Source organism: Bradyrhizobium sp. UFLA05-153 (assembly GCF_054185185.1).
The window spans coordinates 162,618-185,559 of sequence record NZ_JBBIAM010000001.1; the positions used below are offsets into that span (position 1 = coordinate 162,618).

At 65.3% G+C, this 22,942-nt stretch carries 19 protein-coding genes, 1 pseudogene and 1 riboswitch; of the genes and pseudogenes, 11 read left to right on the forward strand and 9 right to left on the reverse strand.

The genetic code is table 11. The features are described from left to right. Window positions 1–141: 141 nt before the first annotated feature. Together Q2941_RS00765 and Q2941_RS00770 are read right to left on the reverse strand one after the other, a co-directional pair. Window positions 142–2,904: a hybrid sensor histidine kinase/response regulator gene (locus tag Q2941_RS00765; RefSeq protein ID WP_458191265.1), complete on the reverse strand. Its 2,763-nt coding sequence runs from the start codon at window positions 2,902–2,904 to the stop codon at window positions 142–144. Next, window positions 2,901–3,944: an ABC transporter substrate-binding protein gene (locus Q2941_RS00770; protein ID WP_458191266.1), complete on the reverse strand. Its 1,044-nt coding sequence runs from the start codon at window positions 3,942–3,944 to the stop codon at window positions 2,901–2,903. Before Q2941_RS00770 ends, Q2941_RS00765 begins: the two co-directional genes overlap by 4 nt. A 593-nt stretch (window positions 3,945–4,537) precedes the next feature. Between Q2941_RS00770 and Q2941_RS00775 the strand changes: the two genes are divergently transcribed. From Q2941_RS00775 to Q2941_RS00785, 3 genes are read left to right on the forward strand one after another with little or no spacing between them, the layout of a single operon-like run. Continuing rightward, the gene (locus Q2941_RS00775; protein ID WP_027521123.1) at window positions 4,538–5,491 is read left to right on the forward strand and encodes a sugar-binding protein; all 954 of its coding nucleotides are present in this window, start codon (window positions 4,538–4,540) and stop codon (window positions 5,489–5,491) included. Between the two features lie 27 nt (window positions 5,492–5,518). Next, window positions 5,519–7,021, forward strand: coding sequence for a sugar ABC transporter ATP-binding protein (locus tag Q2941_RS00780; RefSeq protein WP_027521122.1), 1,503 nt, complete (start codon window positions 5,519–5,521; stop codon window positions 7,019–7,021). Window positions 7,022–7,033: 12 nt separating this feature from the next. Next, window positions 7,034–8,056 (forward strand): ABC transporter permease, encoded by a 1,023-nt coding sequence (locus tag Q2941_RS00785; RefSeq protein WP_458191267.1) that lies wholly within the window; start codon window positions 7,034–7,036, stop codon window positions 8,054–8,056. 8 nt (window positions 8,057–8,064) lie between these two features. Here Q2941_RS00785 and Q2941_RS00790 read toward each other — a convergent pair whose 3' ends face one another. Together Q2941_RS00790 and Q2941_RS00795 are read right to left on the reverse strand one after the other, a co-directional pair. Continuing rightward, the gene (locus Q2941_RS00790; protein WP_458191268.1) at window positions 8,065–9,723 is read right to left on the reverse strand and encodes a glycoside hydrolase family 3 protein; all 1,659 of its coding nucleotides are present in this window, start codon (window positions 9,721–9,723) and stop codon (window positions 8,065–8,067) included. A 40-nt stretch (window positions 9,724–9,763) separates the two neighbouring features. Then, a complete protein-coding gene (locus tag Q2941_RS00795; RefSeq protein ID WP_458191269.1) occupies window positions 9,764–10,522 on the reverse strand; it encodes an SDR family NAD(P)-dependent oxidoreductase in 759 nt (252 codons plus the stop codon). A gap of 180 nt (window positions 10,523–10,702) precedes the next feature. On the opposite strand from Q2941_RS00795, the pseudogene Q2941_RS00800 reads away from it, so the two are divergent. The 6 genes and pseudogenes from Q2941_RS00800 to Q2941_RS00825 all read left to right on the forward strand — a co-directional run bounded on the left by Q2941_RS00800 (window position 10,703) and on the right by Q2941_RS00825 (window position 16,569). After that, window positions 10,703–11,962 (forward strand): annotated as a pseudogene (locus tag Q2941_RS00800) (extracellular solute-binding protein). 2 nt (window positions 11,963–11,964) lie between these two features. Continuing rightward, window positions 11,965–12,906: a carbohydrate ABC transporter permease gene (locus tag Q2941_RS00805; RefSeq protein ID WP_458191270.1), complete on the forward strand. Its 942-nt coding sequence runs from the start codon at window positions 11,965–11,967 to the stop codon at window positions 12,904–12,906. After that, window positions 12,899–13,747 (forward strand): carbohydrate ABC transporter permease, encoded by an 849-nt coding sequence (locus Q2941_RS00810; protein WP_458191271.1) that lies wholly within the window; start codon window positions 12,899–12,901, stop codon window positions 13,745–13,747. Before Q2941_RS00805 ends, Q2941_RS00810 begins: the two co-directional genes overlap by 8 nt. A gap of 22 nt (window positions 13,748–13,769) precedes the next feature. Beyond that, the gene (locus Q2941_RS00815) at window positions 13,770–14,867 is read left to right on the forward strand and encodes a Gfo/Idh/MocA family protein (protein ID WP_458191272.1); all 1,098 of its coding nucleotides are present in this window, start codon (window positions 13,770–13,772) and stop codon (window positions 14,865–14,867) included. An 11-nt stretch (window positions 14,868–14,878) separates the two neighbouring features. After that, window positions 14,879–15,523: a ThuA domain-containing protein gene (locus Q2941_RS00820; RefSeq protein WP_027521114.1), complete on the forward strand. Its 645-nt coding sequence runs from the start codon at window positions 14,879–14,881 to the stop codon at window positions 15,521–15,523. Between the two features lie 23 nt (window positions 15,524–15,546). After that, on the forward strand, window positions 15,547–16,569 hold the full coding sequence (locus tag Q2941_RS00825) for a LacI family DNA-binding transcriptional regulator (protein ID WP_458191273.1): 1,023 nt from the start codon (window positions 15,547–15,549) through the stop codon (window positions 16,567–16,569). Window positions 16,570–16,578: 9 nt separating this feature from the next. Here the strand turns inward: Q2941_RS00825 and bluB are convergent, their stop codons facing one another. Genes bluB through cobU form a run of 3 tightly spaced genes read right to left on the reverse strand, consistent with a single transcriptional unit; the run spans window position 16,579 to window position 18,498 of the window. Next, window positions 16,579–17,211 (reverse strand): 5,6-dimethylbenzimidazole synthase, encoded by a 633-nt coding sequence (gene bluB / locus Q2941_RS00830; RefSeq protein ID WP_458191274.1) that lies wholly within the window; start codon window positions 17,209–17,211, stop codon window positions 16,579–16,581. Continuing rightward, window positions 17,211–17,990, reverse strand: a complete 780-nt coding sequence (gene cobS, locus Q2941_RS00835) for an adenosylcobinamide-GDP ribazoletransferase (RefSeq protein ID WP_458191275.1) — start codon at window positions 17,988–17,990, stop codon at window positions 17,211–17,213. The genes bluB and cobS overlap by 1 nt, the downstream gene beginning before the upstream one ends. A gap of 4 nt (window positions 17,991–17,994) precedes the next feature. Further along, the gene (gene cobU / locus Q2941_RS00840) at window positions 17,995–18,498 is read right to left on the reverse strand and encodes a bifunctional adenosylcobinamide kinase/adenosylcobinamide-phosphate guanylyltransferase (RefSeq protein ID WP_458191276.1); all 504 of its coding nucleotides are present in this window, start codon (window positions 18,496–18,498) and stop codon (window positions 17,995–17,997) included. Between the two features lie 124 nt (window positions 18,499–18,622). Here cobU and cbiB point away from each other — a divergent pair, with 124 nt between their 5' ends. Together cbiB and cobD are read left to right on the forward strand one after the other, a co-directional pair. Further along, the gene (gene cbiB, locus Q2941_RS00845; RefSeq protein ID WP_458191277.1) at window positions 18,623–19,564 is read left to right on the forward strand and encodes an adenosylcobinamide-phosphate synthase CbiB; all 942 of its coding nucleotides are present in this window, start codon (window positions 18,623–18,625) and stop codon (window positions 19,562–19,564) included. 10 nt (window positions 19,565–19,574) lie between these two features. Beyond that, entirely contained in the window at window positions 19,575–20,540 is a 966-nt protein-coding gene (gene cobD / locus Q2941_RS00850; RefSeq protein WP_458191278.1) for a threonine-phosphate decarboxylase CobD, read from the forward strand. Between the two features lie 3 nt (window positions 20,541–20,543). Here cobD and Q2941_RS00855 read toward each other — a convergent pair whose 3' ends face one another. Together Q2941_RS00855 and cobO are read right to left on the reverse strand one after the other, a co-directional pair. Then, entirely contained in the window at window positions 20,544–21,992 is a 1,449-nt protein-coding gene (locus Q2941_RS00855; RefSeq protein ID WP_458191279.1) for a cobyric acid synthase, read from the reverse strand. Between the two features lie 7 nt (window positions 21,993–21,999). After that, window positions 22,000–22,635: a cob(I)yrinic acid a,c-diamide adenosyltransferase gene (gene cobO, locus Q2941_RS00860; RefSeq protein WP_458191280.1), complete on the reverse strand. Its 636-nt coding sequence runs from the start codon at window positions 22,633–22,635 to the stop codon at window positions 22,000–22,002. A 40-nt stretch (window positions 22,636–22,675) separates the two neighbouring features. Further along, a riboswitch (cobalamin riboswitch) is annotated at window positions 22,676–22,894 on the forward strand. Window positions 22,895–22,942: the final 48 nt, after the last annotated feature.

Sequence of the window (22,942 nt, forward strand, 5' to 3'; positions counted from 1 at the left end):
CCCGCGGAACCGATCCGGCCTGCGTGGCAGTCGCGATGGTCCTGCGGCCGGCCCGCTAGCAGCAAGGCAGACGCAGATGACAGTAGTTATACGATCTTACCGTTTCCAATCGAATCGCAGAGATTGCATAGCGCTCCCTTGTCAGGGCGCTTCCTCCCTTAAAAATCCTGCCCGCCCCGGTTGGCGGGCCTCTTTTTGGACCGCTGGAGCTCCGGCGCTGGTGCGCTCTCTTTCGGGGCCGATCAGACCGGCCAGCGCGTGCAGGGATGCCTGCCGGAGCGTGTCCAGCTCACGGCCTGCGGTCCGGCACTCCACAATCGACATCGATGCGGCCGCAAGCTCGATCGCGTTGCAGGCTTCGAACAGGCGAACGAGGCCAAGCGCGCTGGCGGCGCTGCCAAGCCGGTGCGCGCATTTCGCAAGCTGCGCGCGATCATCTGCGGCTGCGGCTCTGGCGATGTCGGTAGCGAGCGTCTCACTCGTCTCCTCGAGCAGCTCGCAGAGCTTGGCGATCTGCTGTGCGCCCAGCAGCTCTTTTTGATCGCTCAGGAAGCGCTCGTCGATCAGCGTGCCCGCGGCCAGCCGGGCTGTCTCCGATCCCTCTTGCGGATCGTCTTCGAGCGCGTCGCACAGGTTCTTGATCAGGATCGGCTTGCCGACGATCTTGTTGATCCCGGCACCGGCGAGGCGCTCGCGCGCATTCCGCGACACATCCGCGGTCACCGCAATGATGCGCGGTGTCTGCTGCAATCGAAGCTGGCGGATGCGCGCCGCGGCCTCCACGCCGTCCATGTCGGGCATGTGCAGGTCCATCAGGATGACGTCGAACGCCGCCTCGCGGGCCCGCTCGACCGCGGACGCGCCGTCTGTGGCAATCACGGCATGATGCCCGAGCCGCCCGAGCATGGCTTCGCCGATCTCGCAATTGACGGGATCGTCGTCGACCAGCAGCACGCGCAGCGCGCGCGACGGCGCGCGTGGAACACCCTGTGAGGTCGCTGACTCGACAAGTCCGAGCGGGACGGCGAGGTGGAACACGCTCCCGGAGCCTGGCGTGCTCTCCACCGTCACGTCCCCGCCCATCAACCGCGTCAGGCGGCGGGCGATCGCAAGTCCTAGCCCGGTGCCACCGAAGCGTCGTGCAATGCTGTCGTCGGCCTGCACGAAATCCTCGAAGATCCGCTCGTGCATGGCGGATGCGATGCCGATGCCGGTATCGGCGACAGACGCGCGCAGCAGCAGGGCATCCTGCTGCTGCGCGAGCGCGGCCTTGAGCGTGATGCTGCCCTTCGCGGTGAACTTGACGGCGTTGCCGATGAGATTGAGCAGCACGCGATTGAGCCGCACCGGATCGCCATGCACATGCGCATTGAGGCTCGCATCGCAAGACAGCTCGAATGCCAGCCCCTTCGCCACCGCCTGCGGACGCATCAGCTCAGCGGCCGTCTGGATGAGCTGATCGAGGCGGAAATCGCGGGTCTCAAGTGCTTCCGTGCTCGCTTCCAGCCGCGCATACTCCAGGATCGCATCGACCAATGCGATCAGGGTTTCGCCGGATCCGGCCGCAGTCGCGAGGTGTCGCCGCTGCGCCTCGTTCAGGCTGCCGTCGTCGAGCAGTTGCAACACGCCCATGACGCCGTTGAGCGGTGTGCGCAGCTCATGGCTGACGACGGCCAGGAAGCGCGACTTGGTCTCGTTGGCCTCTACGGCGGCGTTGCGCGCGCGCTCGGCGGCATCGTGCTCGGCGAGCGCATGATCGCGGGCCTTTTCGAGCTCGGCCGTGCGTTCTGCAACTTTGCGCTCCAGCGTCGCGTAGGAATCGCGCAAATGCGCGGCCATCACGTTGAACTGGTCGCCGAGCGCCTCCAGCTCGTCATTGGTCCTGATGGCAAGCCGTAAGGAGAGATCGCCGCTGCCGATCCGTTTTGCGCCCTGCGTCAGCATCTGGATGGGGACGGTCATGCGCCGGCTGAGCAGGAACGCCGCCAGAACGGCGAATGCGAGCATGGCGACCAGCAAGAACGTCGAGCGCCCGATGGAGGCGTAGATCGGCGCATAGGCTTCGCTGATCGGCAGCTCGACGAAAACGAGCCAGCCGAGCGGAGGGACGGTTGCGTAAGTCGACAACACGCGCCGTTGCGACAGGTCGTCCTTGACGAGTCCTCCCGCGGCGGGCGGGGTGCCGGCAAGCGCCGCCTGGACGTCGGGACGGCCGGAAAGATCGGTGTGGCGTAGCGCCGGCCACAAGTCCGGATGTGCGATCAACTGTCCCTTGCGGTCGACGACATAGGCCTTGCCGGTGCTGCCCACCTTGATCCTGGCGACGAGGTCCCAGATGAAGCGCAGATTGACCTCGGCGACCGTGACTTGCGGATCGTTGCCGCCGCCGAGAACGGCAAGCGTCATGAACGGCTCGGTATCGCCGAAGAAGTAGACAGGTCCGTAATAGATGCCGCTCGCCCTGGCGCCGAGAAAGGCCGGCGAGGCCGCAAGATCGGCCTGGCTGCCGACCTTGTCGGCGAGGCGGCGCGACACGCGGACCTGCTCGCGTCCGAGGGCATCGAGCGTTGCGATCTCGGCGATGGCGGGCGAGAGGCGGAAGAGGCGGATGGCGTTCAGCCGCTCGTCCTCCTGCGCCGACAGATCCGGCGGCAGACGCGACAGCCATCTGAGCTGGCTCTCGATCTGACCGATGAACTGGCCGATCTGGATCGCCGCCGATGCGGCCTGTTCGCGCTGGGTCGCCGCGAGGAGCTGCTGCTGCTCGCGGTAGGAGAACCAGACCTCGAGCGCGGTGTTGACGGCGAGCGCCGCGAAAGCAAGCGCGACGAACGAATAGAGATATTTGCGGAACAGCCGGCTCGGAGGCGTGCGCGAGGTGTCCTGGTCGGCCGGCTCGTTCACTCGCGGATCTCGTCGGCGCGGGCGAGCAAAGTGGCTGGCAGCTTCAGCCCCAGGGCATCGGCAGCCTTGCGGTTGATCAAAAGCTCGTATTTGCGCGGCGACTGCACCGGAAGGTCGCCGGCCCTGGTCCCGCGCAGGATGAGGTCGACATAGTCCGCCGAGCGCACCTCGAGGGAGGCGCCGTAGCTCATCAGCCCGCCGACGTCGATGAAATAGTGAAAGGGATAGATTGCCGGAACGCGGTGCTGCGCGGCGGCGGTGACGATGGCGCGCCGGTTGATGACCAGGAAGCTGTCGACGAGCGCGATCATCCCGCCCGCGGGCGCACCGGCGTAGCCGCGGATGGTCTGGTCGATTCCGGTTGCGTCGTTGATCGGCACCGGCGTGACAGTCACGCCCGTCGATGCGGCTTCGGATTCGATCGAGTCGAGAAAGAAGTGCCCTGCGCGCGGTGCGGTCTCCGGATTGAAAAGCACGCCGACGCGCTCGATGGCGGGAGCTGCTTCCCGCAGGAGCTGAAGCCATTTGCCGCCCATTTCGGCGGTGCTGTTGGTAAAGCCGGTGACGTTGCCGCCGGGGCGCGCGAGACTCTCGACGAAGCCGTTGCCGACGGGATCGTTGGCGGTGGCAAACACGATCGGGATCGTCTTGGTGGCCGCCGTCAGAGCTGCGGTCTCGATCGTCGACGAGGTCAGGATCACGTCCGGCTTGAGTGCTAGGATTTCCCGGATCGCAGCTTCCTGCTGCGCCGGGCCGCCGAAGCTCGAACGGGTCTCGTAGCGGACATTGACGCCTTCCACCCATCCGCGCTCGGTCATGCCCTGGATCAGCGCGCTCAGTCGCGAGGTCGCGCTCTCCGGCGCACTCCGGTTGGTCAGGGGATCGCCGAGCGGCAATCCGATCAGGGAGGCGACGACGCGGACCCGGTCCGGCGATGCGCCGAGCGCAAGCCATCCCGCGGCCGATGCTCCGGCGAGGCGAATGAAGTTTCGGCGGTCAACCGCCACCGGGGCGAGGGGACGCGCGGACTGCCCGATCATGTAATGGGTTGCACGATGGCCTGTTCCAGCCGGAGTGAATAGCGCGAAAGCGCCGTGATAACAAATGGTGGGGGATCGCGCCTGTGAATGTTCGTTCGCAGCTATCGGGGCGTGTCGGACGCCAAGTGAACCTAGAGTACGATAATTCCGAATTCCGTCAATATGAATATTTTGGGTGACGCGAATTGCCCGGCGCTGGCGGGATTGGCCGGGCGGCGCACGTGATTTCTCATTTCGCGAAAACAACCCCATGCAAAGTAGAAATCGTAGCCCGGGTGAGCGAAGCGATACCCGGGATTCCGCGTGTGATCGTCCCGGTGTTGCTTCGCTCGCCCGGGCTACGGGCTTTCGGCTGATTTGCCTGCTCCGATCAAAGCGAACGGGCCCTCGGTTGCACGTCCGGAGGGTTTCTGGTACGTTTGAGGTGCGTGCCTCATTTTTCTTCCTTGAAGGCTGAAGCCGACGGCGCCGCGACCTCCGTTGATCCGGAGCCGGGCTTCGTTGGTCCAGTGGCGGGGGAAACAGGGCGATTGCGTAAATGACATGAAGAGTTGGCCGCGATCGACGGTCAACCGCTTAAAAGGGAGGGATGTATGCAGCGTCTCTTGGTTGCAGGTGTATCCGTTGCGTTCGCGGTCGCGCTGGGTCTCGGCTCGGCCAACGCGGCGGACAAGAAGGTTCTGGCCTTCGTCGTCAACGGCGCGTCCGACTTCTGGAAAATCGCCGAGGCCGGCGTGAAGAAGGCGCAGGGCGAACTGCCCAATTTCGAGCTTCAGTTCAAATACCCGGAACAGGCCGCGGCTGCCGTGCAGCAGCGGGTGATGGACGACCTCGTCGCGGCAGGTGCTGCCGGCATCATGGTCAGTGCCGTCGATCCCAAGAACCAGACCGAGCAATTGAACAAGGTCGCCTCGCAGACGGTGCTGTTCACCACCGACAGCGACGCTCCGGCCTCGAAGCGAGTGGCCTATATCGGCTCGTCGAATACCGATCTCGGCAAGGAAGCCGGCAAGCTGATGCTGAAGGCGCTGCCGAGCGGCGGCAAGTGTGTCGGCTTCGTCGGTCTGCCCGGCGCCGACAACGCCCGCGAGCGCATCGAGGGCGTCAAGGAGACGATCAAGGGCTCGAAGGTCGAGCTCGTGGACGTCCGCGGCGACGAGATCGACCAGACCCGGGCCAAGCGAAACGTCGAGGACATCCTCGCCGCCATGCCCGACGTCAGCTGCCTCGTCGGCTTCTACTCCTACAACACGCCGCGCATCTACGAGGTGCTCAAGGAGGCCGGCAAGCTCGGCAAGATCCAGATCATCGGCTTCGACGAGGATCCGATCACGCTCGGCGGCGTCAAGGAAGGCAGCATCGCCGGCACCGTCGTCCAGCAGCCGTTCGAGTGGGGCTATCAGGGCATGAAGCTGATGGCCGCCTACATCGGCGGCGACAAGTCGGGGATTCCGGCGAACGGCATTATCATCGTTCCCGGGAAGGTCATCGACAAGGCGAACGTCGACGACTTCATGGCCTCGATGAAAGCGATGCTCAAGAAGTAGGAGTGTCAGCGCTGCTCGCAGCCGCCAATGCCTGAGCCGTTCCTCGAGCTGGTCGACATCAGCAAGACCTATCCCGGCGTGGTCGCCCTCGACCACGTCGACCTCAAGGTCGCGCCGGGCGAGGTGATCGCGCTGATCGGCGAGAACGGCGCAGGCAAGTCGACCTTGATGCGCGTGCTCGGCGGCGTCGTCGAGCCGAGTGGCGGCCTGATCCGGGTGGATGGCGTCGAGCGGGGCTCGTTCACCGTGGCGGAGGCGATCCAGGCCGGAATCGCCTTCGTCCACCAGGAACTCAACCTCTTCGACAATCTCGACGTCGCCGGCAACGTCTTCATCGGCCGCGAGCCGGTGCATGGTGGGCCGCTCAGGCTGATCAACCGGCAGGCTCTCTATGCAAAGGTGCGACCGCTGCTCGAACGGCTGGGCGCCGATTTCGAACCCGACGCGCCGCTCGCCGAGCTGTCGCTCGCCCAGCGCCAGCTCGTCGAGATCATGAAGGCGCTCTCGCTCGATGCGCGCCTCGTCATCATGGACGAGCCGACCTCGAGCCTGACCTTGACCGAGACGGACCGCCTGATGCGCGTCATCGCGGGCCTCAAGGCCGACGGTGTCAGCATCATCTTCATCACACACCGCCTCAACGAGGTGATGCAGTGCGCCGATCGCGCGGTGGTGCTGCGCGACGGCCGCATGGTCGGCGCGCTGACCCGCGCGGAGCTCTCGCCGGCAGCGATGATCCGCCTGATGATCGGGCGTGACCTCAAATCGCTGTACGTTCCGCCGGCAGCTCCTCCCGGCGAGGCCGTGCTCGACATCGTCCAGGCCGTCACCGATACCTATCCGGAGCGCGCCGTCAGCCTGTCGGTGCGCCGCGGCGAGATTTTGGGGCTTGCCGGCCTGGTCGGCTCGGGGCGCACGGAGCTTGCGCGGGCCATTTTCGGCGTCGATCCCTTGCGCGGCGGCGCGATCAGGCTGGACGGCACGCCGATCCGGATTGCCAGCCCGCGCGCCGCGATCGAGCACGGTATTTATCTCGTCCCGGAGGACCGCAAAAGTTCCGGCCTCCTGCTCGACTTCTCGATCGCCGAAAACATCTCGCTGCCGGATCTGTCCTCATATCTGCGCCTCTGGCTCGTCAACACCGCGCGCGAGACCGAGAACGCCCGTCGCCAGCGCGAGCGCCTCAAGATCCGCGCGCCTGACGTCGAAACCGCCGTCGGCTCACTGTCCGGCGGCAACCAGCAGAAGGTCGTGCTCGCCAAATGGCTGTCGATGCGGCCGAAAGTCTTGATCTTCGACGAGCCGACGCGCGGCATCGACGTCGGCGCCAAGCAGGAGATCTACGACATGCTGCGCCGCCTGACCGATGCGGGCGTCGCGGTCCTGATGATCTCCAGCGACATGGAGGAGGTGATCGGGGTGAGCGACCGCATCGCCGTCATGCATGAGGGGGCGATCTCGGGTTTCCTTGATCGCAGCCAGTTCAGCGAGCACAATGTGCTGCAACTGGCGGTCGGCCACACAATTTGAGGCGAGGGGACCTTGAACAAGAAAGATCTGAGCCTCCTGATTCTGATCCTCGCGGTCGGTGCGGTCGTCACCTTCATCAACCCGCGTTTCCTCCTGGTCGGCAATCTCTCCAACACCGCCAACCAGGTCGGGATGTTCGGCATCTTTTCGATCGCAGAAGCCTTCGTCATCATCATCGGCGGAATCGAGCTCTCGGTCGGCTCGGTCATCGCGCTGTTAGGGGTGCTCTTCATCGACCTTATCGTCAATCACGACGTCAACTGGATGCTCGCCTTTGCCGCGATCATCGCCGGTGGGCTCGCGATCGGTCTCGTGCACGGCACGCTCGTCACCCGGATGCACATCCAGCCTTTCGTGGTGACGCTGTGCGGACTTCTGATCTATCGCGGCGCAGCGCGCTACTATACCGAGGACGCCACCGCCGGCTTCGGCTTCGGCGCGAGCTTTCCGACGCTGGAATGGCTGACCGCGGGCCGCACCAATGTGCTCGGCTTTCCCTTGCCGCACAGCGTGGTCGCGCTCTTCATCGTCGCCGCCATCGCCTGGGTGCTGCTGCACCGTTCCGTGTTCGGCCGCTATCTCTACGCCGTCGGCAAGAACGAGGAGGCGGCGCGCTATTCCGGCATCCGTTCCGATCGCGTCGTGATTTCCGCCTACATCATCTGCGGGGGGCTGACCGCGTTCGCCGCGATCCTGATCGCGATGTACACCCGCTCGATCTCGCCGGCGGTGCACGGCTCCTTCTACGAGCTGTACGCGATTGCCGCCGCCGTGCTCGGCGGCTGCTCCTTGCGCGGCGGCGAGGGCTCGATCATCGGTGTCGTGCTCGGCACCGTGCTGCTCCAGGTGCTGCAGAATCTCGTCAATCTCCTGGGCATTCCGAGCTCGCTGAATTTTGCCGTCATGGGCACGGTGATCCTGATCGGCGTGCTCGGCGACCAGTATCTCATGCAGCGTCGCCGCGCGACGACGGCGAAGGCGCGGCCGCAGGCGAGCGTTGCAGCAGCGCCGCTGGAGCGGGCGAACGCGGAGTGAAATAGAGGTTAGTACTTCGCGTCCTCGAGGCCACAAGAGGGATCAACGGGACTGTTCCGGTTCCAGGGATGTCGTCCCATCAACAGGTCGACGACGGCTGCCTGCATCTCGTCGATCGTGCAATACGCGTTGATGTAGACGGGCACGCGGGGCGCGTCATAGAGGTGATAGGGATAGCCGAACGAGACCATGATGGTCGGAATGTCGTGCCAATAGCGCCGCATGGCACCGACGAAATCACCGCCAAGCCGTGCCCAATCGAGGAAAATGCGCCCGCGCGTAAGCAACGTCTCTTCTCCAAGGAGATAGAGGACGAGATCGAAACCGGCCGGATCGACCGCGGGCTGCTGGGTGTGCAGCGTAACCTCGAATCCCTCCCTGGCCAGCATATCCGGCAGGCTGAATTCGTGCGGTGAGTCATGAAGCGGACTGATGATTCCGCCGGATATTACCAGCACGCGCCGATGCCGCCGCGGACTGATGGGCAGGAGGCCCAGAGTGTCCTTGACCAGGGTCGGCGCCCGCCGCAAGGCCGCGTCGGCGATGACCTTGTCGGAAGCCCGCGCAATCGCTCCGGTCGGCCCAACGGTTGCCATCTCGTGGAGACCGAGCGCCGCCTTCAGAGCGAGGACACGCAGCACCGCGTCCTCGAACCGTTCGGCCGGCAGGCGGCCATCCTCGACAGCCGCGCGCACCTCCGCCATGTCTTCCTCCGGCGCGCGCGAGAACAGGATCATGTCGCACCCACCGGCGATGATCTGCGACTTGGCCGCGCGGATGCGGCACCAGGAGGTGAGGCCGGCCATCTCGCTGGCATCCGAGACGATCAGGCCGTTGAAGCCGAGCTTGTGACGAAGCAGCTCGATATTGAGAAGCCTGCTGACGGAGGCCGGCCTGAAAGCCTCGACGCCCGGATCGGACAGCTGGCTCCTGACGTACGCAGGCAGCGCAATATGCGCGGACATGATGGAGAGCACGCCGGCGTCGATCGCCGCGCGAAAGAGCCTGCCGAACGTCGCCTCCCACTGCTCCATGGAGAGCGGATTGATCGTGGTGAGCAGATGCTGGTCGCGGTCGTCGTAGCCTTCGCCGGGCCAATGCTTGGCGGTCGCGGCGATGCCATGCCTTTGCAGGACCTCGATGTGGGGCAGCGCATGACGGCGGATCGTTTCGAGATCGGAGCCAAAGCTTCGCGTGCCGACGATCGAACTGCGAAACGCGTGATTTATGTCGATCACCGGAGCGAACGACCAGTTCACGCCGAGGGAGACGGCCTCCTCGGCAATGATACGCGAGATATCCGCGGTCACCGCGGGGTCATCGATCGCCGCGAGTGCGAGCGGGTTCGGCAGCTGTGTGCCAAAGGGAAGGCTCATGCGCGAGCCCTCGAGATCGGCGCTGACCAGGAGCGGGATCGGTGCGGCCTTCTGAGCGGCCACTAGTCGCGCGCGCTCGGCCCCGCCATCGCGACCGAAGTACCGCGTGATTCCGCCCGGTCGCAATCGCGCGAGCCTGCCGAGCTCACCGGGATCGGTGCCGCGCGACAGAAGGTTGAAGAGCTGAGCCACTTTGTCTTGCAGGCTCAGCGCGCGATAGGTGGTCTCGACCCACGCGACGGCGCGCGCATCGAGACCAAAGGGCGCACGAGAGAGAAAGGACGTATCCATGTGCGGGCTCATCCCATCCTCGGCAAGGTGGATCGCTCGATCAGACCCAGCCGCCATCCACGACGTAATGCTGCGAGGTGCAGGCCGAGGCTTCGTCGGAGGCCAAAAACACCGTCACCTTCGCGATCTCGTCCGGCATCAGCTTGCGCTTCAGGCACTGGCGCTGCATCAGCTCTTCCACGCCTTCCGGCGTCAGCCATTTCGTGACCTGGCGCTCGGTCATGATCCAGCCGGGCGCGATTGCATTGACGCGGATGTTGTAGGGGCCGTAGTCGCGCGCGAGCGAGCGGGTGAGGCCGATCACGCCGGACTTGCTGGCGGTGTAGGCGGCCATGCCGCCTTGTCCTGCCATCCAGGAGACCGAGCCGAAATTGATGATGGCGCCGGCATTAGCCGCCTTCATGTCCGGCAGGACCGCCTGCGCCGCGAAGAACTGATGCTTCAGGTTCACGGCGATGCGGTCGTCCCAATATTCCGGCGTCACCTCCTCGGTCGGATGTCGCTCGTCATGCGCGGCATTGTTGACGAGGATGTTGATCGGGCCGTGCGCCTTGCGGGCTTCCGTGACGCCGGCGCGCAAGGCCGCGATATCGGTGAGGTCGACATGCCAAAAATGTGCCGCGAGGTCCTGGTCAGCAAGCTCGCGCGCCAGCCGCGTGCCGTCATCGGCCTTGATATCGAAGAACACGACGACGGTTTTTTGCTGCGCAAAGCGCCGCACGATCGCTTCGCCGATGCCAGACGCGCCGCCCGTGACGAGAACGACCTTGCCTGCAAGGTCCGGATAAATGGCGGCCATGATTGTCCTCCCGGCACTGTTATCCGGGCAGCGCTCGCCCGGCAAAAACGACTCGCCGGGAACCTTAGCCACACCGTCGGTGAGGTGCATAGATCAGAATTTTAGTTGCGTACCTCAAAAAATGAGGGCAGCATTGCCGCAACGACATAAGCAAGACCAAAACAGTCGGGAGGAATGCTGATGAGGCTGCTCAGGAAGCTGGGACTCGCTGCTACCGCATGGCTGCTCGCGCAAGGCGCGGCGATGGCCGACACCACGGTGAAATGGCTCCACATCGAGGTCAATCCCGCGCAGGTCAAGATCTGGGAAGAGGTGGCGCGGGCCTAGGAGGCCTCTCATCCCGGCGTCAAGATCGAGATGCAGTTCCTCGAGAACGAGGCGTACAAGGCGAAGCTTCCGACCATTCTCCAGTCCAAGGACCGGCCCAACATCATCTACAGCTGGTCGGGCGGCGTGTTGAAGGCACAGATCGAAGCTGATGTCCTCGACGACATCACCGACCAGGTGAAGGGTTATTCCGACACGCTGACGCCGGCGGCGCTTGCCGCCTTCAGCAGGGATGGCCGCGTCTACGGCTTGCCGACGGCGCTGTCGCAGGTCGGCTTCCTCTACAACAAGGAACTGATGGCGAAGGCTAATGTCGATCCGGCCTCCATCAAGACCTGGGACGATCTGCTCGCGGCGGTGAAGACGCTGAAAGCCGCGGGCGTGACGCCGATCGTCGTCGGCGGCGCCGACAAATGGCCGCTACATTTCTACTGGACGCACCTTGCGGTGCGGATCGGCGGCAAGCCGGCCTTCGATGCCGCGCTGCGCGGCGAAAACGGCGGCTTTGCCGGCGAGACGTTCCAAAAATCCGGTGAGCTGTTCAAGCAGCTCGTGGACCTCCAGCCGTTCCAGAACGGCTTCCTCGGCTTCAAGAATCCGCAAGCCGTGGGCTATTTTGGCGACGGCAAGGCGGCGATGACGCTTGCCATCAGCTCCGTCTATCATCTCCAGCGCGCACTTGCCGCCGACAAGGTGGGCCTCGGCGAGGACAAGATCGGCTGGTTCGATTTCCCGGTGGTGCCCGGCGGCAAGGGCGCGCCATCAGATACGCTCGGCGGCATCACCGGCTGGCTCGTCACCAAGGGCTCGCCGAAGGAGGCGGTCGACTTCCTCAAATACTTCGTCTCAAAAGACGTGCAGACGCGCCTTGCCGCAGGCAACTATATCGTTCCCGTGGTGAAGGGCGCCGAGGTCGGGCTCAACAACGCGTTCATGAAGCGCATCGCGGACAATCTCGCGAAATCGAACTACCACCAGAACTTCTATGACCAGAGCCTCGGTCCCTCCGTCGGTCGCGTCGTCAACGACGTCACGGCGGAGATTGCCGGCGGCAGCATGAGCCCGCAGGACGCGGCCAAGGCGATCGAGGCAGCCTGGAAGCAGGGCAACTGACCGTGGCGCGGCGGATGGCGACATCGCCCGCCATGGACGCGGTCGAGCCCGCGATTGCGCCAATCGCGGCGCGCGGACCGAGCTGGGACGGCCGGCTCACCGTGCTCGTGCTGTTCCTTCCGCCGGCGCTGCTGCTGTTCACCCTGTTCGTCGTGGTGCCGATCGGGGAGGCGGCTTGGTATTCCGGCTTCAACTGGAACGGTTTTGGCCGGCCGACCAACTGGATCGGGCTCGACAACTACCGTTTCGTGTTTCAGACGCGCGCCTTCTGGCTCGCGCTGCGCAATAACGGCCTGATCATCGCGGTCTCGCTGCTCGTCCAGTTGCCGCTGGCGCTGACGCTCGCGCTCATGCTCGCCGAGCGCTTCCGCGGCGCGGTCGCGCTGCGCATGCTGTTTTTCATGCCTTACATCCTCGCCGAGATCGCGACCGGGCTGATCTTCTCGTTCGTTTATGACGGCGATTACGGCCTCGTCGCCTCGGTCTGGCGCGCCTTCGGCAGCGAAGCCCCGCATCTGCTCGCCTCGACCGATACCGCGATGTTGGCGGTGCTGATCGTCATCGTCTGGAAGTACTTTGGCTTCCACATGATGCTATTCATCGCCGCGCTTCAGAGCCTCGACAAGAGCCTGATCGAGGCGGCGCGCATCGACGGCGCAACGCGCTCGCAGACGCTGCGCCACGTCGTGATTCCCTTGCTCTATCCGACCATCCGCCTCTCGGTGTTCTTCGCCATCATCGGTTCCCTGCAACTGTTCGACCTGGTGATGCCATTGACGCGCGGGGGACCTGCGGATTCCTCGAATACGATGGTGAGCTTCCTCTACAACAACGGCATCTCGCGCATGCGGGTCGGCTTTGGCAGCGCCATCGGCGTCATCCTGTTCATGACCTGTGTCACCTTCGCCTTCACCTACAAGCGATGGTTCATGCGCGATGAGTAATGTCGAGATCACCCGCGCGCCGTTCGATCCCGCCGTGCTGTACAAGGCGCTGTTCCTCGGCCTTGTCGCGATCTTCGTCGCGGTGCCGCTGCTTGCGACCGTGCTCGGCGGCTTCAAGACGCTCGGCGAGTTGCGCGTCAATCCGTTCGGTCTGCCGCGGCACTGGGAATGGCAGAACTACGCCGACATCCTGTTCTCGCAGCGCTACTGGCAGCTCCTGCGTAACTCTCTCATCATATCGACGCTGACGGTGACCCTGACCCTGATCGTCGCGTCGATGGCGGCATTCACCTTCGCCCATGTCCGGTTCTACGGCAGCTCGATGCTGCTGAGCTATTTGACGCTGGGACTGTTGTTTCCGGCCGCAACCGCCGTGCTGCCGCTGTTCATCAAGGTACGCGATCTCGGGCTGCTCGATACCTATCTCGGCGTCGTGCTGCCGCAGGTCGCCTTCAGCCTCGCCATGAGCATCCTGCTGCTCAGACGCTTCTTCAAGGATATCCCCTACGAGCTGCTCGAGGCGGCGCTGGTCGATGGTTGCAGCTACATCAAATTCTTCCGCTACGTGACGCTGCCGCTGTCGCGGCCGATCCTGGCCACCGTCGGCACCATCACCTTCGTCAATAGCTGGAACGCCTATCTGTTGCCGCTGGTGATGCTCAACACCGATGCGCTGTATCCATGGCCGCTCGGCATCATGGTCTACCAGGGCGAATACTCGTCGGAGTGGCACCTGATCCTCGCCTTCATCACCCTGACCATCCTGCCGACGATCATCCTCTTCCTCTTGGCGCAGAAGCACATCGTCGCCGGTCTCACCGCAGGCGCAGTCAAGGGATGAACGACACCTCACGGAGACAAGAATGAGAAAAGTCGGCATCGGCATCATCGGTTGCGGCAATATCAGCACCGCGTACCTCAAGGCTTCGCAGCGCTTCCCGGTCCTCGATGTCAAGGCGCTCGCAGACATGCGCAGCGAAGTGGCGGAAAAGCGCGGCGCCGAGTTCGGGCTGCCGGGGATGCGCGTCGACCAGCTGCTCAAGCGCGACGATATCGAGATCGTGATCAATCTCACGGTTCCGCTCGCGCACACCGACGTCAGCCTCGCGGTGCTGAACGCAGGAAAGCACGTTCATTCCGAGAAGCCGCTGGGCGTCAACGTGGCCGAGGCGCGGAAGGTGATGGATCTCGCCGCGCAAAAGAACCTGCGCGTCGGCTGCGCGCCCGACACCTTCCTCGGCGGCGGCCATCAGACCGCGCGCAAGCTGATCGACGACGGCGCCATCGGCACGCCCGTCGCGGGCAGCGCGTTCTTCATGTGCCCCGGCCACGAACGCTGGCATCCGGCCCCGGGCTTCTATTACTTGCGCGGCGGCGGGCCGATGCTGGACATGGGGCCATACTATATCACCGACCTCGTGCAGTTGCTCGGCCCCGTCGCGAGCGTGATGGGCTCGACCGCGCGGCCGAAATCCGAGCGTCTCGTGACCAGCCAGCCGATGAACGGCCAGATGATCCCGGTCGAGGTCGCAACCCACGTGGCCGGCACGCTGGAATTCGAAAGCGGCGCCGTGGTCTCGGTCGCCATGAGCTTCGACGTGCCGAAGCACCGGCATACGCCGATCGAGATCTATGGCGACAAGGGCAGCATGCTGGTCCCCGATCCCAACCGCTTCGGCGGCGAGGTGCAGGTGGCGAAGACCGGCGGCGAGTGGGAGACAGTGCCGCTGACCCACGGTCATGTCGAAGGTGAATTCCGCTCGATCGGCGTCGCCGATATGGCGAGCGCCATCGTCACCAACCGGCCGCACCGCGCCAGCGGCGCGCTCGCCTTCCACGTCCTGGAGGTGATGGAAGCGTTCCAGACTTCCGCCGATGAGGGGCGCCCCGTCAAAATCGAGAGCCGCGCCGAGCGGCCGGCGATGTTGCCGGCCGGACGTGAGACCGGACAGATCGACTGAGGATGATGACAATGCGCAAGGCAATGATCGTTTGGGGTGGCTGGCCGGGACACGATCCTGATCTCTGCGCCTCGATGATACGAGGTTGGTTGAAGCAGGAAGGCTTCGAGGTCCGCATCGAGACCACGACGGCGGCGTTCGCCGATCCCGCGATCCACGATCTCTCGCTGATCATTCCGATCTACACCATGTCAAAGATCGAGAAGCCGGAGGCGCTCAACCTCTGCGCGGCCGTGCGCGGCGGCGTCGGGCTCGCGGGCCATCATGGCGGCATGTGCGACGCCTTCCGGGAATCGGTCGACTATCAATTCCTCTGCGGCGGCCAGTGGGTTGCCCATCCCGGCAACATCATCGACTACAGGGTCGACTTGACGAAGCCGGACGACCCCATCATGAAGGGCCTGAAGAGCTTCGAGCATCGATCCGAGCAGTATTACATGCATGTCGACCCTGCGAACGAGGTGCTGGCCACGACGACGTTTTCCGGCGAGCACGCGCCCTGGATCGAGGGCGTGGTGATGCCGGTGGTCTGGAAGAAGCGCTACGGCGAGGGCAGGGTGTTCTATTCCTCGCTCGGCCACCGTGCCTATGAACTCGACGTGCCCGAGATCAGGACCATGATGATCCGCGGCATGTTGTGGGCGGCGCGCGGATGACGGGCGGCGAGATACATCCGGCCATGCGCGCGACGCTGGAAGACGTCGCGCGCATGGCCGGAGTGTCGCTCGCAACGGTCGATCGCGTCGTCAACCGTCGCGAAGGCGTGCGGGCCAAAACGGTGGCGCGCGTGGAGGCGGCGGTCGCAAAGCTCGGCTACCGCGCCGATATCGCCGCCGCACGGCTCGCCCGTGGCCAGACATTTCGCTTCGCCTTCGTGCTCCCGACCGGCAGCAACAGCTTCATGACCAACTTGACCGAGCAGGTGCAGCGCACCGCGGAGTGGCTCGCCAGCCAGCGCGGATTCATCGATATCCTGCACGTCGACGTGCTCGATCCGGAGGTGCTGGCCCACACGCTGGAGGAGCTGTCGCCGGCCTATCACGGCGTCGCCGTCATCGCGCTCGATCATCCTCGGGTGCGCGCGGCGATCGATGATCTCGCGGCCCGCGGCGTTGCCGTGGTGACACTGGTCTCGGACGCGCCGAGCGCGCGGCGCCTGCACTATGTCGGCATCGACAATCCGGCCGCCGGTCGCACGGCCGCAACCCTGATGGGACGTTTCCTGTCGGGACGCAAAGGCAGCGTCGCCGTCATTGCCGGCTCGCTGTCGCTACGCGATCACACCGAGAGACAGTTTGGCTTTCACCAGATTCTGACGAGCGAATATCCGGATCTGGTTGTGCTGCCGGTGCTGGAGGGGCGCGACGACAGCGAGCGCACGCGCGTCCTCACAGCAGAGCTCTTGTCGCGACGGTCTGATCTGCTTGGCATCTACTCCTGCGGAGCCGGTAATCGCGGCATCGCGGAGGCGCTGGAAGCCTCGGGTCGTGCCCGCGATGTGGTCTGGATCGCCCACGAACTCACCCAGTTCACGGGGCGCTTTCTGGTGCGCGGCACCATCGATGCGATCATCAACCAGGATCCCGGCCACGAAGCGCGCTCCGCTGCGCGCGTCTTGCTCGCGCATTGCTCGGGCGAGCCGATCAGTGCCGACCAGGAGCGTATCCGCATCGACATCTTCTTGCGGGACAATCTGCCGTAACCGGGCACCTCAGCGCCGGATCGTGACGTCCGTCGAAGGCCGCCGGCGTTCCCAGTCCGCGCGTTCGAGCTCCGGACGATCGAGCTCAGCCTCGGGATAGCCGACGCAGAGATAACCGATCAATTTCCAGCTGGCGGGCACCTCGAGAATCTCACGGACGTGGAACGGGTTGAGGATCGACACCCAGCCGATACCGATGCCGTCGGCGCGCGCGGCGAGCCAGGCCGAGACGATGGCCGCGACGACCGAATAGTCGAGCGTCTCCGGCATCGTCGCGCGGCCAAGGCCATGTCCGGTCTCGCAGGCGTTTTCTGAAAACACCGCCAGATGCCCGGGCGCCTCTTCGAGGCCGGCGAGCTTGAGCGCGGCATAGCGCGCGGCGCGCTCGCCGGAATAGGCTTTGAGCGCATCGGCATTGCAGAGCTTGAAGTCGTCGACAATAGCGCGGCGCCGCGCCTCATCCTCGACGATCACGAAGCGCCAGGGCTGGCTGAGCCCGACCGATGGCGACAGGCAGGCGATGTCGATCAGCCGTTCCAGCGTGCCCTCGGGCAGCGGATCTCTGCGGAAGCGCCGCACGTCGCGCCGCCAGACGAAGAGCTCGCGCAATTGCCGGCGGAAATCGTCGTCGAAGGAGACCATCAGGAGGCCGCGTGAAACAGCGAGGCGGCCATCAGCAGGATGGCGGTCTCGGCGACTTGCTCGTAAGCACCGAGTATATCACCGGTCTGCCCGCCGACCTGCCTGATCGCGAGCCAGGCGATCAGCAGTCCGAGAAAGGCGAGAAGGATCACGGCAAGGATCGCCTTGCCCGGGCCAAAGCCGATCGCGAGAACGATGGCACCAAGGCCGAGCGCAATGGCGGCGTTCGGCCCTGCCGGCCGGCCGGCGCCGGCGGACAATCCATCCGTCCGCGCCGGTGGCACCAGCGCCATGAACAGCGGCAGGCCCGCGCGCGCGGCCACATGCGCAAGCAGAAGCGCGATCAGGACCGCGCGCGGCGCGGCAATGGCCGCGAGCGCGCTCCAGCGCAGGCCCAGCGACACGATGAGTGCGCAGACGCCAAAACTACCGATCCGGCTGTCGCGCATGATCTCGAGTCTTCGCGCGCGCGTACCGCCGCCGAGGCCGTCGGCGGTATCGGCAAGGCCATCCTCGTGCAGCGCGCCGGTGATGATGATCGTGCTCGCAAGCGCCAGCATCGCGGCCGGCGCCGGTGTTACGCCGACTGCAGAAGCGATCGCATAGACGGCGGCACTGAGGAGACCGACCAACAGTCCCGCGACCGGCAGTGTCCTGCCCGCCCGTGCGATGTCGCCGTCGCCGACCGGCGTCGACGGGCCGAGCGGCAGGATCGTGGCGAGTGACAGGCCGATGCGCAAATCCTTGACGATGGTGGCGAGTTGCTTGCGGTCGGTCATGGCTTCACTTGACCTTCATCGGTAGCCCCGAGACCACGAACTCGACCTCATCGGCGACTTCGGCGATGGCCTGGTTGAGCAGGCCGGCCGCATCGCGAAAACTGCGCGCCAGCGCATTGTCCGGCACAATACCGAGGCCGACCTCGTTGGTCACGAGGATCACCGGGCTCTGTTGCCTGCGAAGTGCCGCAGCGAGCAGCGCCGCTTCGTTCGACCACTCGCGTCCGGCATGAAGAAGGTTCGAGAGCCATAGCGTCAGGCAGTCGACCAGCCGCGCGCCGCCGCCATCGGTCGCATCGAGCACCGCCACGAGATCGAGCGGGGTCTCGCGCTCGATCCAGTCACCGCCGCGGCGGGCGCGGTGGTGCGCGATCCGCTCCGCCATCTCCGCATCGAGCGCCTCCGCGGTCGCGATGTAGACGGGCCGGCCGGGAAAGCCGCGGACGCGCGCCTCGGCGCGCCGGCTTTTCCCGGACCTCGCCCCTCCCGTGATCAGGACAACCGCCATGAAACCTCCATTCTGACCGCACTAACCACCAATCGGGCGCAAAGACAAAGCCGAAATCGGCGGGCAGGGGCTTGCGCTGCGACGCAATTCTTGCGCATCAGGGCAGGCGAGAAGGAGATGTGACGTGGGCTTTGCCGGCGCGATGGCGGTAGCGATGACGGTGGACGCCATCTGGGGATGGCCCGCCGCATTGTTCGCGGGCATCGGCCATCCCGTGACCTGGATCGGCAGGCTGATCGCTCTGCTCGATCGCAATTGGAACAGACCGGCGGATGCACCCGAAACGCGGCGCATGGCCGGCATTGCCGCCGCGCTGCTGGTGATTGCGCTGTGCGCTGCCATCGGCTGGTTGGTGCAAAGCTGGCTCATTCCCGGATGGAGCCGCGCCGTCCTGCTCGGCATTCTGGCCTGGCCGCTGGTCGCGCTGCGCTCGCTCCATGATCACGTCGCTGCCGTCGCGCAGCCGTTGCAGTCGGGCGACTTAGAGGCGGCGCGGCTTGCGGTCGCGCAGATCGTCGGCCGCGATCCCGCGTCCCTCGATGAGGCCGGGATTTCGCGCGCGGCGCTCGAGAGCCTCGCGGAGAACGCGTCCGACGGCATCGTGGCGCCGGTATTTTGGGGCGCGCTGCTGGGCCTGCCCGGCATCTTTGGCTACAAGGCAATCAACACACTGGATTCCATGATCGGTCATCGCTCCGAGCGTTATCGCTGGTTCGGCTGGGCGGCCGCGCGCATCGACGACGTCGCCAATTTCATCCCGGCGCGGCTGACGGGCCTGTTGTTCGCGTTGGTGACAGCGCACCCCACAGTGGTCTTGTCCTGCATGTCGCGCGATGCAAATCGCCATCGCTCGCCCAATGCCGGCTGGCCGGAGGCGGCAATGGCCGGCGCGCTCGGCGTGCGCCTGAGCGGGCCGCGCAGCTATCATGGCGCCGTGACCGACGAACCCTGGCTGAACGAAGGCGCGCGCGATCCGCTCGGCGCCGATATCGGCCGGGGATTGCGGCTCTATGTTCGCGCGATGCTGCTGCTCGGCGGCTTGCTCGCGGCACTGGCTTTGATCTAGCGAGACGGCGATGCGCGAACATGGTGGCAATCTCGATGCAGCGGTGCAGCGGTTCGGCGGGCGCATTGAGGGCTGGATCGATCTGTCGACCGGCATCAACCGGCAGCCTTATCCGGTGGGTGGGATCGAACCGCATGCCTGGCGCGCGCTGCCGTCGCGGTGCGAGATTGAAGCGCTGCACGATGCTGCGCGGCAGGCCTATGCAACAGAGGCGCCGCTGCTCGCCATGGCCGGCGCGCAGGCGACGATCCAGTGTCTGCCGAATCTTTCGCGCAAGGGCCGCGCGCGCATTCTCGCGCCGACCTACAACGAATACGGCGGGGTGTTGTCCGCCGCGGGCTGGGACGTTGCCGAGGTCTCAGGTCTCGACGCGCTCGCGGGCGCCGATCTTGCCGTCGTCGTCAATCCCAACAATCCCGACGGCCGGCGTCACGGCAAGGCCGATCTGCTTGCCCTCTTGCCGCGCGTCGGCCGCCTTGTAATCGATGAGAGTTTTGCCGATGCGCTGCCTGAGCTGTCGCTCGCGCGAGAGGCGGGGCAGGGCGGTCTTCTGATCCTGCGCTCATTCGGCAAGTTCTACGGGCTGGCCGGCTTGCGCCTTGGCTTTGTGCTCGGCGCGGACGCGGACATTGCAGCGCTCTCGGCGATAGCAGGGCCGTGGCCGGTTTCAGGCGCTGCGATCGCCGTCGGTCGGCGCGCACTGCGCGATCGCGAATGGGCCAGCGCAACGACGGCGCGGCTCGGCCGCGACTGCGCGCGGCTCGACGTCGAGGCTACGGCGCAAGGATGGCGGCTGGTCGGCGGCACGCCGCTGTTCCGGCTCTACGATGTCGGTGATGCGCTTGCTGCCCAGGACAAGCTCGCGCGCGGCCGGATCTGGTCGCGCGTCTTCAGCCAGCAGCCGGGATGGTTGCGTCTGGGGCTGCCGGGTGATGAGGCGGAATGGTCGCGCCTCGTCGCCGCGCTCGCGGGCTGACGCTCAGCGCGCCAGCGCGAGCAGGCCTTCGATATCAAGATGCGTCTCGATGTGATCGGCGAGCGCGTCGAGCGCGCTCTCGACCCGTGCCTGATAGGGTTGATCGGCTGAGGGAATGTCGAGCTGCGCAAGGAACGCTTTGCGAAAATGATCCGACGTGAACAGGCCATGCAGATAGCTGCCGTGCACACGCCCATCGCCGGAAATCGCTCCTTCCGGTGCGCCATCAAGCATGGCGAAGGGGCGCGCGCGATCCGGCCCATCGGTGCGGCCGATGTGGATTTCATACGCGTCGATCGGCGCGCTCGTCGCCGCATGTCGTGCAACGACGCGGGTGAGCGTCTTCTGCGGCGACATCACGGTGGTCACATCCAGAAGGCCGAGGCCGGCCGTCTCTCCGGCCGCGCCCTCGATGCCATCAGGATCATCCACGCTGCGCCCGAGCATCTGGTAGCCGCCGCACACACCGAGCACGTGACCGCCGCGGCGGTGATGTGCGAGGAGATCGATGTCCCAGCCTTGCGCACGCAAGAACGCGAGGTCGCCCCGCGTCGATTTCGAGCCGGGCACGATGACGAGCTGTGCGTCGCCGGGGATCGCTTCGCCCGGGCGGACCATCACGAGGTCGACATTGGGCTCGAGCTTGAGCGGGTCGAGATCGTCGAAATTGGCGATCCGCGACAGCGCCAGGAACGCGATCTTGCACTGACCGGGCTTTCGCGCGTCGCCCAATCCCAGTGCATCCTCGGCCGGCAATTCGCCGGCGCGCGCGAACCAGGGCAGCACACCAAAACCGCGCCAGGATGTCTTGGTTTCGATCAGCCGATAGCCATCGTCGAACAGCGTGGGATCGCCGCGGAACTTGTTGATGACAAACCCGCAGATCATCGCGGCATCGTGAGGATCGATCACGGTCTTGATGCCGACGAGCTGCGCGATGACGCCGCCGCGATCGATGTCGCCAATCAGCACGACCGGGACATCGGCCTTGCGGGCGAAGCCCATATTGGCGATGTCGGCCTTGCGCAAATTGACCTCGGCCGGGCTGCCGGCGCCTTCGACCAGAACGAGATCGGCCCGCGCCTTCAGCCGTTCGAAACTCTCGAGCACGGCACCCATCAGCGAAGGTTTCATCGCCGCGTAGTCGCGGGCGCGTGCCGTCGCGATGCGCTTGCCCTGCACGATGATTTGCGCGCCGACATCGGTCTCGGGCTTGAGCAGCACGGGATTCATGTCGGTGTGCGGCTCGACGCCGGCGGCGAGTGCCTGGAACGCCTGCGCGCGGCCGATTTCGCCGCCGTCGACGGTGACGGCCGCATTGTTCGACATGTTCTGCGGCTTGAAGGGGAGCACGCGCAGGCCCCGGCGCTTTGCGGCACGCGCAAGGCCCGCAACGACGAGCGACTTGCCGACGTCCGAGCCCGCTCCCTGGATCATCAATGCGCGCGCCATCGACGTCTCAGAACTCGACGCCGGCTTGCGCCTTGATGCCGGAGCGGAACGGATGTTTCACCAGCGTCATCTCGGTGACGAGGTCGGCGATCTCGATCAGCTCGTCCTTGGCGTTGCGCCCGGTGAGGACGACATGCGTCAGCGGCGGCTTCTGCGTTTTCAGGAAGTCGACGACCTCGCCGATGTCGAGATAGTCGTAGCGCAGCGCGATGTTGATCTCGTCGAGCACCACCATGCGCAGGCGTTCATCGGAGATCAGCTCCTTGGCCTTCTCCCAGCCGGCGCGCGCGGCTGCGATGTCGCGGGCGCGATCCTGCGTCTCCCAGGTAAAGCCTTCGCCCATCGCATGGAACTGGCAGAGATCGCCGAAATGCCCGGTGAGCAGGCGCCGCTCGCCGGTATCCCAGGCGCCCTTGATGAACTGGACCACCGCGCAAGGCATGCCGTGCGCGACACAGCGAACGATCATGCCGAAGGCGGAGGACGATTTGCCCTTGCCCGCGCCGGTATGGACGATGATCAGCCCCTTTTCGCCGCTCTTGGTCGCCATGATCTTGTCGCGGGCGACCTTCTTCTTCGCCATTTTCGCGGCGTGCCGGGCATCGGTTTGCTCCACCGCTGGGGTATCCGGTTCAGGCGTCATCTGAAATGGTCCTTCGGCTTGACAAGTGGCGGCCATGGGCAAATGGTGGGCCGGCGTTGGTTCCTGTCCTACGACAGGCGAAGAGGGAATGCGATAGGGCTCGAATCGGCAAGATTCGTGTTCGAAAAGCAGCCGCCCCCGCGACCGTGACCGGAGAGATGCCCGAAGCCACTGATCCCATGGGATCGGGAAGGCGGGGATCGAAGGGATAAAACCCTGCTCCGCAAGCCGGGAGACCTGCCAGCGCGAATGTTTTGGACCGGCGGACGGGGTGTTCCGCGACGGGGAAGCGGACCCTCTCATCGAG

What these genes read in the sequence shown, in the direction of transcription:
- Q2941_RS00770 (WP_458191266.1), bottom strand. Translation starts at nt 3,944, where the DNA reads ATGATCGGGCAGTCCGCGCGTCCCCTCGCCCCGGTGGCGGTTGACCGC.
- Q2941_RS00775 (WP_027521123.1), top strand. Translation starts at nt 4,538, where the DNA reads ATGCAGCGTCTCTTGGTTGCAGGTGTATCCGTTGCGTTCGCGGTCGCG.
- Q2941_RS00780 (WP_027521122.1), top strand. Translation starts at nt 5,519, where the DNA reads ATGCCTGAGCCGTTCCTCGAGCTGGTCGACATCAGCAAGACCTATCCC.
- Q2941_RS00790 (WP_458191268.1), bottom strand. Translation starts at nt 9,723, where the DNA reads ATGGATACGTCCTTTCTCTCTCGTGCGCCCTTTGGTCTCGATGCGCGC.
- Q2941_RS00795 (WP_458191269.1), bottom strand. Translation starts at nt 10,522, where the DNA reads ATGGCCGCCATTTATCCGGACCTTGCAGGCAAGGTCGTTCTCGTCACG.
- Q2941_RS00810 (WP_458191271.1), top strand. Translation starts at nt 12,899, where the DNA reads ATGAGTAATGTCGAGATCACCCGCGCGCCGTTCGATCCCGCCGTGCTG.
- Q2941_RS00815 (WP_458191272.1), top strand. Translation starts at nt 13,770, where the DNA reads ATGAGAAAAGTCGGCATCGGCATCATCGGTTGCGGCAATATCAGCACC.
- Q2941_RS00820 (WP_027521114.1), top strand. Translation starts at nt 14,879, where the DNA reads ATGCGCAAGGCAATGATCGTTTGGGGTGGCTGGCCGGGACACGATCCT.
- Q2941_RS00825 (WP_458191273.1), top strand. Translation starts at nt 15,547, where the DNA reads ATGCGCGCGACGCTGGAAGACGTCGCGCGCATGGCCGGAGTGTCGCTC.
- bluB (WP_458191274.1), bottom strand. Translation starts at nt 17,211, where the DNA reads ATGGTCTCCTTCGACGACGATTTCCGCCGGCAATTGCGCGAGCTCTTC.
- cobS (WP_458191275.1), bottom strand. Translation starts at nt 17,990, where the DNA reads ATGACCGACCGCAAGCAACTCGCCACCATCGTCAAGGATTTGCGCATC.
- cobU (WP_458191276.1), bottom strand. Translation starts at nt 18,498, where the DNA reads ATGGCGGTTGTCCTGATCACGGGAGGGGCGAGGTCCGGGAAAAGCCGG.
- cobD (WP_458191278.1), top strand. Translation starts at nt 19,575, where the DNA reads ATGCGCGAACATGGTGGCAATCTCGATGCAGCGGTGCAGCGGTTCGGC.
- Q2941_RS00855 (WP_458191279.1), bottom strand. Translation starts at nt 21,992, where the DNA reads ATGGCGCGCGCATTGATGATCCAGGGAGCGGGCTCGGACGTCGGCAAG.
- cobO (WP_458191280.1), bottom strand. Translation starts at nt 22,635, where the DNA reads ATGACGCCTGAACCGGATACCCCAGCGGTGGAGCAAACCGATGCCCGG.